This is a genomic window from Pontibacter qinzhouensis (assembly GCF_008017455.1).
Taxonomy (GTDB): domain Bacteria; phylum Bacteroidota; class Bacteroidia; order Cytophagales; family Hymenobacteraceae; genus Pontibacter; species Pontibacter qinzhouensis.
Genome location: NZ_VRTY01000147.1, coordinates 1 through 10,205, shown reverse-complemented (window position 1 = coordinate 10,205; position 10,205 = coordinate 1). Strand labels below are relative to the sequence as shown.

Here is a 10,205-nt window from a genome sequence, read left to right as displayed (position 1 = left end):
CATCGTTTCCACGTTTTAAAGCTATAAATTTTCAATTTAAATCGTGGTCTAATTTTACCGAGGTATTATAACTAGAACACTCTTTCTGCCAGTCACAGTTATACCTAAAGTTCAGTAAGGTGCATAAAGATGACTTCCTAGCAAGAGTTCAATCACATAATATGTATTACGTAATAATTATTATTTAATATCTTTTAAGTAAAGCGTAATATATTTAATTGTAGAATTATTTTATTTCATCATAGCGTAGGTGCTTTATAAGTAACCAGTTACCATGAAAAGAAGAACGCGGCCCTGCCATGACTACTCCTTTAAGCGTTCTCTTTCACTTAAGATCTTCTATAAGCTAACACTGACTGATTAATTTTATCGGGGGTATTACAATTGGAAGTAGTTGCTTTATGATAACTAGAACATCTAGTATATTCGTTAATCCAATTCCATTCCATTTATATAACATTCGCGACTGGCTAAGTGGAATAACCTCCTTCAACTTGTGACCTGTAATTTACAATATGGCAATACACATTATCGATCAGCTTGAAACAACTGAATGCGGACCAGAGGCAAACAATGGAAAGGATTACTTACAAGAGGTTTTTCTAAACCAAGGCTCTATTGACGGTGCTTGTGGACCTTACAGTATTCTTATGGGGCTTTTAGCTCTAGGATTAGCAGATAGAAATGAAGTGATTGCTTTTAACACAGATGGACGGACAAGGTTAGGCAAGCTGATAAATAAGCTGAACAATGATTATACTAGCTTATTTAAACATGGTACTTATCTAGATGATTTAGAGAAGATCCTATTAGATAGTTATGGCAGCTTAATTGACGTAGAAATTAGGGAAACAAAGAATAAGGATTTAATCAATTTTACAATTCAACATTTAAGGGAGAACCGTCCTACTATCGTTGGAATAAATTTTTCTGGAGGTGGGCATTGGATGTTAGCTGTTGGATTTGAAGAAAATAAAGAAAAGGAAATTTTTAGGTTATTGTTACTTGACCCTTCTGGTGCCAAACCCATAGTGTCTTCATGGAATTCAATCATTGATCTGAATGTAACACAAAAGGGAAAGTACCCATTTAAGTGGTGGACAAACTCTTGTCATGTACAATTTGAGCAGGCAATAACAATGTGGCGCAAAAGCTAAAATAATAGGTATCAATGTATAAATATCATGCTGCGGGCGCCGATCGTAGCATGATGTTTAGATGAGGCAGCTATGTACTCTTGAAGAATTGTTGTTTCAATAACTTCAGATATATAAAATTGTCTAGGTTCAGTGGCGAGGCGTATGTGCAAAATGATATCCAGCGGTAAGTAAGATAGCTTTTTATGAGATATACCCCCAATGCGACTAAATCAAAATTTTAAGCAGTAAAGGACTCCGCTACAGGTTAATGATGTTGGAATCTGTATGTACTTCCAGAAACATTTTAGTTGATCAACACTGATTATTGATGAAGAAGCTATTTCTAGATGATTTGCGGACTGTAGATATGGTATATGATGAGTCCATGGTTGCCGAATTTGATGTGGTAAGAACTTATGCAGACTTTGTAAAATATATTCAGGAGAACGGTCTGCCAGACTTTATTAGTTTTGACAACGACCTTGGGTTAGATAAAAATGGAGAAGTGGCACCGGACGGTTATGCTGCTGTAAAATGGCTTGTATATGAATCTGGACTGAATTTGATAAATCTTTCTTTTCATGTTCACTCAGCGAATCCAGTTGCCTCAGAACAGATAAGAGGACTGCTTAGAAACTATTTGAAGCATTTAAAAGAAAATAGGTAAAACAGTGGCTAACAAGATGAAGCAAACACTTACTGTTCGTTCATCAAGTCTAGCAGATAATGCTGCCTTTAGGCATCAATATCAAGGTCATTAGAGGGCATCTGCTTTAATTCGTAAATATTACCCTTCTACTCACGATGATATTGCTCGCTGTCTAGTAAGGTCACTTTTATGGGTTTCTCTTACTTAATAAGTATTATTTAATAAATAATACTTATTAAGATTTCCCTTACTCTATTTATCAATATATAATATGTTCGGTCATTCCTGGGTATAAGTAAAGCCTACTTCTACTTGTTAATGTAACAATATATTGTTACATTTGATAAGCCTATTTCGTATACTGGTATAGGCATTACCTTGATTTGACATGAACAGAGTAAAAGGCATTTTGCAGAACGGGACCACGATCATACTGGAAAACTATGACCAGAGCAACGTGGACGATATGTACTTCATCAAAGCCATAGAAGCCACGAACCAACGCAATTACAGAACTATAGCTGAGTACTTCAACGGACTGATCAGAAGTCTGGAGTCAGTGCAGCAGGAGGTAAGGGAGCAGAAAATACAGCAGCTTTTATCTCAGTACAGAGACAGGCCTGTGGTATCGGAAATGGTTCGCCAGGAACGGAGGGAGCAACTCGGGCAGACAAACCACATCGCTGCCTGTGAGGGCTACGAGGAGGAGGAGCTCAACAAGGTGCTGGATGAGCTGTATATCAACGGGCAAATCACGCCTGAGGAGATGACTGAGGTATTCAACTTAAAGTATCTGTGATGAACGACAGGTACTGCTATCCTGGCACCAGTGTGCTGATCAATCATTTTGACATCAGGGACGCAGCTAAGTTAAGCAAATTAGAGCTCACTCATTGGAGGCATAATGTATTGGCTTTGCCTGGTAAACTGCCCAGCCAGCTAAAGTTTGATTTAACGCTTTGGCAGCTGATCCACAAGGAAACCTTTGGCACCGTCTATCCCTGGGCAGGGGAGCTCCGGAGTGTGATGATCTCCAAAGGCAATGCTGTACATGCCGCGCCACGTATGATTGAGCCCTATGCCAACCACTTACTCCAGGAGCTGAAGGCAGCGGGGTATTTAAAGGGACTGGACAGGGAGCAGTTCCTATTGAAGGGATCTTATTTTTTTGAGGAGCTGAATGCTATTCACCCCTTCCGCGAGGGAAACACCAGAACACTAAAGGTTTTCTTTTCCCTTTTGTCCCGACAGGCGGGGTATGAAATAGACTGGCGCAAGGTTTCAGCGCAGCAGTACCAACAGGCAGAGCAAGCTTCTTTTGCTGCAGGAAACAAAGGCCCCTCCCCATTTTACCCGCTGTTTAAGGAGACCCTTGAGCCTATCGAATTATCAAATAATCAATCTATCAGGTTCAAACTATGAGTGAGAACAACCAAGGCGAGACTTGCGCAGCGTGTGATCCTAAGACCCACATCAGCGCAGAGGTGAAGGCTATGTTTAAGGAGACAAACCTAACCTGGGAGAAGTTAGCCGAGCTGGATGAAGGCGTTGGCCGTGGGAAGGGAAGCTATAGGCAAACCTTCCTGGCCAGGCTTATTAAAGCCCAGGAAACACTCCAGAAAATTGGGTACAGTGTCCGCATTGAAAAAGATTGACACTATAAATCTATTATATTATGTACATTGTAGGCTTTATAAAGCTAAGTAACCCGAGGATTATCATTAACCCAGTTTCTTGTAAAGACGAGGGAGAACTGTACCAATGGCTAAGAGGCTTCCTGAATGAGAAGGATTTTAGACTAAGCACTCCTATTTCAAAGGAGAGCCTAGGGCAGGCACTGGCCTCAGGAAGGCCCACTCTTATTAACTTTGATGGGCATGAGGTTGCCTTGCTTCTGGGATCTGCTGCGGTTGTGAAGGAGGCTACCGACCGTTCCGTGCATGTGCCTTTAAATATGTAATCTATGCAACACGAGAATAAACCCTCTGAGACCCTTTTAAGCGATCCAACCTACTTCCTGAGTAGGATTGACAGGAGTGTGGCTGATAACATTAGAGACATTGAGAAGTCTTTTGATGAGGATGCCGGTATTGTGAAAGATTTCATTGTCTTCATTTCGAGGAAGATGAAAAAGGACTTATTTGGTTTCACGAGGTTCACGCTGTCAGAGTTCTGCAAAGAAACTGGGCGTAACAAGCAGACCTTGTGTGAGGTGCACCCCAAGTTCAGAAACAACCCCAAAGCGGAAGTACCGGAATATTTCGGTCATAGGTTTGAGACAACCTTTGACTATGCCCTGTTCCACATGCTGAGCAATAACATCATCTTCTCTCGCTCCTACGAATATAAGCATCAGGATAAGGTGATAGAGCTGAAGAACTTTGCCATTCTCAAGGATATTAAGGTTAGCATCGACAGGCATACCAACACCATCAAGATTTACGATGTCCGGATATCGGATGAGCTTATGGAAGGGTTCTTCCGCAGGTACTATACCATCGACACCAACGGCTACAAGCATGTAGGAAAAGGGCGCGGCGGCGACGGGCGTAAGAGTCTGTACATTTTCCTTTACAAGACGCGTCACCAGCTGCTTAGTTCGGGTAAACGCATCACAAAGTTGCCTATAGATTTGTTGGCCTCGGTTGCCCATATTGAGTCAGAGGAACCTCGGTTCAAGAAAAAAAGTGTGAAGAGGGTACTGGACTACATTCGGGAGAAGGGAAAGCTGCCTTTCGACTATACCTTTGTTCAGGGGGATCCAACGAAAAAGTACCAAGAACTCTACTGGGTTAGTCTGGACTTCTCCGTATACCACGAGGTGATGGAGGCGAAGGAGGATCATAACTTTTACATTGCCCTGCTGGAGCGTATGCGAGATCTTTTCCACCATACCTATGGGAACCATGTCCAGATCACAGGAGAGAAAGATACTTTTCAGCGTTGGCTGACTAATTCGGACGCGGACCTAACGCACAAGGCAAATGAGCTTTGCAAAGCATACTTTAAGGTGCACAACAAGGATATCACATTGGCAATGGCGAAAAAGCTTATTCGGGGAGGTCTATTCTCCGACGATAATTAAAAAGCTATTCAAGTATTGTCACGCAGGGCAAAACTAGAGTCCAGATGAAAACTCAGTATGTTGCCTCAGGAAGGACTTTAAGGAAGTGTTCCAGCCTATTATTCAAGTATTGCCACGCATGCGAGACATAAAGAGCCAATCTAATATATGGATGAGATATGACTTTTGCAAAATACAGACTTGGAGAAGATGTAGAAGTAAGCGGTACGCTCACGGGATTAGGTGACCAAAGAGGCAGTGTTATCGAAGTAGTGTATGACAAGCTGAGCAGTCAATTCTTCTATAACGTGCAATGTGGAGAGAATCGGCATTATGCGCAGGAACGATTTGTCTCTACTGTCCAGAGACTTAACGTTGGCACTTGAATAATGATAGAAATTCCTGGCGAATGTCTCCAGCATGCCACAGGCGTTCTTTCTGAAGGCTCTTGACAGGTTGCGTTACTGCAAGCCATATGAGGCGGCAGGTTTAATGTATCGAATCGATCTTTTACCTTATGGATGCCTTCTTAAGCCAGGGGAATATCTACTATTCAAGTATTGCCTCACTCTGTCAGAGCCGTTCATGTATTGCCTCAGTAGCCGGAGCCGTTCAAGTACTGCCACAAGCCATTCAAGTATTGTCTCAAGTCCTTCAAGTATCGCCACAAATTGGCTATTCCCCTCAACAATAGCTGTTTTACCTACTCAAGTATTGCCTCAAGCCATTCAAGTATTGCCACGCTTCTCCAAAGCTGTTCAAGTATTGTCTCAGTAGTAGTAGGTCATTCAAGTATTGCCACACCCATAATGCAGCCCATTTGCTCTGATCCGTACAGCCGTTCAAGTATTGCCACTAAATATATATACTTCTATATACTTCCTTATAGATAGTAGTTTGAAATGTCGGAGGGGTTTGTGAACAATAAAAATTAACAAAAGGGAAGAGAAAGCGATGCGGTGTACTAAAGTTACTCTGCTCATTTGCAAAAGGGGCAGACTTTTTAGCACCCTGTTTTTGCTAATATAGTTAGCAGTTCTATTTGTTAATCAACCATTCCATAGGAATTTTTACACTGGGCTGACAAAAAAATATAAAAGAAAAAAATAAATACATAACGTAAATTATTGTATACATAACGTATATAATAATATATCTTTTATGTCAATGCGTTTAAATTTTGTGTGTATGGAACAGACTTCAACAACCGTCAGTCAGATTGCAGAGGTAAAGCTCAGCTATCATCCCCAGGTGAAGGCCTCCGAGCGCCCGCAGATTACGAGTTCTAAAGACAGTTACACTTTCTTCCTACAGCTGTGGGATGAAGGCAGCATACAGTTCCGCGAGCAATTTAAGGTTATGTTACTAAGCAGGGCAAACAAAGTGCTGGGAATATTTGAAGTTTCTACCGGTGGCGTGGCCGGTACGGTGGCAGATCCGAAACTTATCTTTGTCGCTGCGCTCAAAGCCAATGCCAGTGGGATCGTTTTAGCCCATAATCACCCATCGGGCAACTTAAAGCCCAGCAGTGCAGATATTAGCCTTACTAAAAAGGTGAAGGAAGGCGGCAACTTACTTGATATTGCTGTTTTAGATCACATCATCCTTACCAATGAGGGCTATTATTCTTTTGCAGACGAGGGACTTATATAAAAGTCCCTCACTCCTTCAAATCTCGGCTGTAAAACCAACCGTAGCGGCCCGCCTGACGGCGGGTTTTCCTTTTTCCTTTCTGTAGGAATGCCTGTTCTACGATAGCACATAAGCAATTTAGCGCTAACATAAGGGGAAATAAAGAACTCTATTTTGTAGATAATTAATGCATATTAAATGTAACTAAAAATATACAAAACGTATATATTAATATAAGTTTTGTTTAACCTTCTAAAGCTAAAAGTTATGAACGCTTATCAAAAATTCATTCAACTGGCAGATCAGGTAACAAATGAGGTCATCGAGCAATTAGAACAAGGCCAGGTATTTTGGAGAAAGCCATGGACATCTTACGGATTGCCTAAAAACTATGTATCTGGCCGCTATTATGAAGGCTTCAATGCTTTCTTTCTGAACTACCTGACTGATAAGAAAAGCTTTAGGACGCCCTATTTTCTAACCTATAAACAGGCTAAAGAGCTGGGCGGGCATGTAAAGAAGGGAGAGAAAGGAACCCAGATCATCTACTGGAAAGTTTACGCCAATAGTGATACTAGCGAGGGTAAAGGCGCTACAGGAGAGACAGAGGAGGTGTATCAGAGAAGGTTTGTCCCTTTTATTTGGACCGTATTTAATATTGATCAAGTGGAAGGAATAGAGTTTACCCTCCCTTCTGTTCATGAGCGTACCGATCTGCAGGTAATAGAGGCTTGTCAGGAGGTGGTGGATCAATACCCTACGCCACGCCCGAACGTTCTGCACGGAGGCTCCCAGGCCTACTATGCGCCTTTTAATGATACGGTACAGATGCCGGAGCTGAGCAGCTTTGTTTCCTCTCAAGCTTATCACGCGACTTTGTTTCACGAACTGATTCACTCTACAGGCCATCAAACCAGGCTTAACCGTTTTGCTGATGAAGAGAAGGCGGCCCGGTTTGGCGACATAAATTACTCTAAGGAGGAACTGATAGCCGAAATGGGAGCAAGTTTCCTCAACGCCTTTACTGGTATTAAAGCGGAGGTTTTTGAAAACTCGGTGGCTTACCTGCAGGGATGGGCGAAGAAGTTTAAAGACGATAAGACCATGATCATCTATGCAAGCACAAAGGCTTTTAAAGCGGCCAGCTATATCCTGAACCTACAGGCAGAAAGTAACCTGGGGGCACAAGCAACAACTATGGCAGCATAGCCTTTAGAAAGATCTTGCCTGGCTCCCAGACAAGATCTTTCATTTTTAATACTGAGCGGGTCGCCATGGCAGAAATTTGGAAGTCGAAATTCAGCCATGGCGACCCGCCTCCGGCGGGATTCCTTTTGCTGTAGTAGCTTTGGGTTAATTGCAAGGATGAGTTCAGCTGATTACTCATCCTATAGCTGCAATATTTAATAATTCTTAAATCTTATCTTTTTTAACATAACACCAGTTATAAGCGAAACCCCGTTTCCAGCCAATCAGATAGGGTAGCTCTTTTAGTACTTTGACAGGAGAGGGGGAATTGTCTGCGAGTCGCATAACATCAATCAAAACATCTTATATTTGAAATATAAGTAGGGGTTATGGATTATAAAGACGTAAAGCAAACTGGATGGAGGGATGTAGAGAAGAAGTTAGAAGAAATTATTTATTTGTTAGAAGAACATGGTCTATTTATAAGCCCTAGCTCTCGCCTTAATAGATACCATAAAATTTTATCTTCTTTAGGAAAGGATTTAGTTGATGACCTTCCTAAAGGATTTACTACAAAAGAATTTCGTCAAATTTATCCTGAAGTACACCAGTTATATCATGGGGTTATTGAACTATGTAAGGCAGATTCTTTTGGCAAGTGGTCAGAAAAACTTAAATTCTTAACATCTGGAACAGAACTTCCAGAAAAGGATTCAGACCATTCTTCAAGGAATTACCAGTTTGAACTATTCATTGCTGGCTTGCTTAACAAAGCAGGAATTCATCCTATTTGTGATGAGCCTGATATAAGAATTGAATACCAAGATGGTGATTTTGGTATTGCTATCAAGAGGTTAAACTCCTATAAAAATCTAAGGGATAATCTTAGAAAAGCTCGAAAACAAATTTTAAGAACAGAGCGCCCTGGAATTATTATGCTTGATTTATCTCTGATTACAAATCCACAAAACCTAATTCCCCATGCTAAATCGATAAATAATGTAACTAACCATTTGATTGATTTTCTAAATCTATTTTGCAATGATAACTATCAAACAATCAGGAATATAATCAAAGAAGATAGCGTGTTTGGTATTATATTTTACGTTTCTACTTTATGTACAATTAATGGCGTTCCTGGATTTTCTTCGAGAATGTCTGTTTTAAATTTATGTCCTGAAGATAGTTCTTTGATGAAAAATCTTTCATTAATTGTTAATTCTTTGAGTAAACAATCAAAAGACAAATAGATCACATACTTGTAGCCAATTAATAAAATTTCACCATGTACTTCTGAATAGCTTTAAAATGAATCGGCTGTTACTGAATCCTATAGATTTAAGCGACGCAGCCTTTATGCTCGGCTGCAAGGGTAATGTTACTCTTGATTGAACATAATTCAGCTTATGAGAATTTGTACCTCTACTTTATCTAAATATGCTTGTTTTTATTCTACCCATTTCTCCAATCTTATCAAAGGCTTGACGAACACTGCAGTTGCTTTTTGAGAGCACTTGTGGCTTACAAGAGCATCTAATCTTCCTCCCTCCTACTACTATTGTCTTGATTGCTCTTGAGGAACAAGTACAAGAAGAATAGACGATAAACTTATCAAATACTTTTAGTATCAAATTGTATATGTTACGTATATACTTGTAGGCATCTATCCTTAGATGTTTTATCTTAAAATAAACCACCAGTATTCGTTAGTTATAGGACAATGCAAATTGAAGATAAGAGCCCTAAGTTTGAGTTAGGCAAGCGTATGCTCGAGAATGAGCAGCTGACTTCCCTTTCTGAGCTGTTTGATATCGTGCCATATACTCCCGTGGCCAAAGCACTAGGTGTAAACAACCAGCGACTGCGAAACAAGATTGACGATCCCCGTTCCTTCCGCGTAAGTGAGGTGCTAGACCTGGCGGTACTATTGGATGTCGATGCAATCAAGCTCTTTGCCTTACTTCAAGAAACTATCAAGAAATCGGTTCCTGCTGAAGAATAACTAAATGATAGCTTCACAAAGCACAAGATGCTAAGCTTTACATTGCCTACTATTCTTTTAATCAACTTCTAGCTTGTTCTCCTATGAATCTATATGAGTTCAATAGTATTCTTTCACTTAATGACAGGGCACAGGCGGTATGGGATGAGGGGCAGTTTCTTTCAAACCGCCTTGATGGAGAGTACAAGGTATGCCTCTACTACATGGGTGATTTTTTTGCTGAGGTTTGGATTAGTTCGTGTGATAGCGATAGTAGTATTTGCCATGTGCGGGCTTTTAAGAGCCGAAGGCTTCTGGAACCTTACCTCTCCCCTATTGACCTGTCTACCCTTCTCTGACTCTTTCTGCTTTTCGTCTCAAACCATTAACTTGGCTATTAAGCTGCTTGCCTTAAAATGACAAATATTAATAGCCGTAAATAATAATTATTATTTAATATGTATTAGATAATATGTGATAATTGATTATTCCGGGCAAGCAGCGCCACCTATTCCGGAGCAAGCGGCGCCACTTAATCCGGGTCAAACAGCG

Annotated in this window: 12 protein-coding genes; 11 read left to right on the top strand and 1 reads right to left on the bottom strand. The window is 40.7% G+C overall.

Annotated elements, in window-relative coordinates; translation table 11 throughout:
* Positions 1-515 precede the first annotated feature (515 nt).
* The 7 genes from FVR03_RS22685 (at position 516) to FVR03_RS22655 (ending at position 4,873) form a co-directional block, all read left to right on the top strand.
* Positions 516-1,157: a hypothetical protein gene (locus FVR03_RS22685; protein WP_147924069.1), complete on the top strand. Its 642-nt coding sequence runs from the start codon at positions 516-518 to the stop codon at positions 1,155-1,157.
* Between the two features lie 310 nt (positions 1,158-1,467).
* Positions 1,468-1,806 (top strand): cyclic-phosphate processing receiver domain-containing protein, encoded by a 339-nt coding sequence (locus tag FVR03_RS22680; RefSeq protein ID WP_147924068.1) that lies wholly within the window; start codon positions 1,468-1,470, stop codon positions 1,804-1,806.
* 370 nt (positions 1,807-2,176) lie between these two features.
* Positions 2,177-2,587: a hypothetical protein gene (locus FVR03_RS22675; protein ID WP_147924067.1), complete on the top strand. Its 411-nt coding sequence runs from the start codon at positions 2,177-2,179 to the stop codon at positions 2,585-2,587.
* Positions 2,587-3,210: a Fic/DOC family protein gene (locus FVR03_RS22670; protein WP_147924066.1), complete on the top strand. Its 624-nt coding sequence runs from the start codon at positions 2,587-2,589 to the stop codon at positions 3,208-3,210. The genes FVR03_RS22675 and FVR03_RS22670 overlap by 1 nt, the downstream gene beginning before the upstream one ends.
* Positions 3,207-3,443 carry a hypothetical protein gene (locus FVR03_RS22665; RefSeq protein WP_140455309.1) on the top strand — a complete coding sequence of 79 codons (237 nt, stop codon included), beginning with the start codon at positions 3,207-3,209 and terminating at the stop codon, positions 3,441-3,443. Before FVR03_RS22670 ends, FVR03_RS22665 begins: the two co-directional genes overlap by 4 nt.
* A 20-nt stretch (positions 3,444-3,463) precedes the next feature.
* On the top strand, positions 3,464-3,748 hold the full coding sequence (locus FVR03_RS22660) for a hypothetical protein (RefSeq protein ID WP_147924065.1): 285 nt from the start codon (positions 3,464-3,466) through the stop codon (positions 3,746-3,748).
* A gap of 3 nt (positions 3,749-3,751) precedes the next feature.
* Positions 3,752-4,873, top strand: coding sequence for a hypothetical protein (locus tag FVR03_RS22655; protein ID WP_187270273.1), 1,122 nt, complete (start codon positions 3,752-3,754; stop codon positions 4,871-4,873).
* 218 nt (positions 4,874-5,091) lie between these two features.
* On the opposite strand, the gene FVR03_RS22650 is transcribed toward FVR03_RS22655, so the two are convergent.
* Positions 5,092-5,274 carry a hypothetical protein gene (locus tag FVR03_RS22650; protein ID WP_147924063.1) on the bottom strand — a complete coding sequence of 61 codons (183 nt, stop codon included), beginning with the start codon at positions 5,272-5,274 and terminating at the stop codon, positions 5,092-5,094.
* A gap of 766 nt (positions 5,275-6,040) precedes the next feature.
* On the opposite strand from FVR03_RS22650, the gene FVR03_RS22645 reads away from it, so the two are divergent.
* The 4 genes from FVR03_RS22645 (at position 6,041) to FVR03_RS22630 (ending at position 9,674) form a co-directional block, all read left to right on the top strand.
* A complete protein-coding gene (locus FVR03_RS22645) occupies positions 6,041-6,505 on the top strand; it encodes a JAB domain-containing protein (protein ID WP_187270272.1) in 465 nt (154 codons plus the stop codon).
* A 246-nt stretch (positions 6,506-6,751) separates the two neighbouring features.
* Entirely contained in the window at positions 6,752-7,693 is a 942-nt protein-coding gene (locus tag FVR03_RS22640) for an ArdC family protein (protein WP_147924062.1), read from the top strand.
* 368 nt (positions 7,694-8,061) lie between these two features.
* Positions 8,062-8,922, top strand: coding sequence for a hypothetical protein (locus FVR03_RS22635; RefSeq protein ID WP_147924061.1), 861 nt, complete (start codon positions 8,062-8,064; stop codon positions 8,920-8,922).
* A 470-nt stretch (positions 8,923-9,392) separates the two neighbouring features.
* Positions 9,393-9,674 (top strand): hypothetical protein, encoded by a 282-nt coding sequence (locus tag FVR03_RS22630; protein WP_147924060.1) that lies wholly within the window; start codon positions 9,393-9,395, stop codon positions 9,672-9,674.
* Positions 9,675-10,205: the final 531 nt, after the last annotated feature.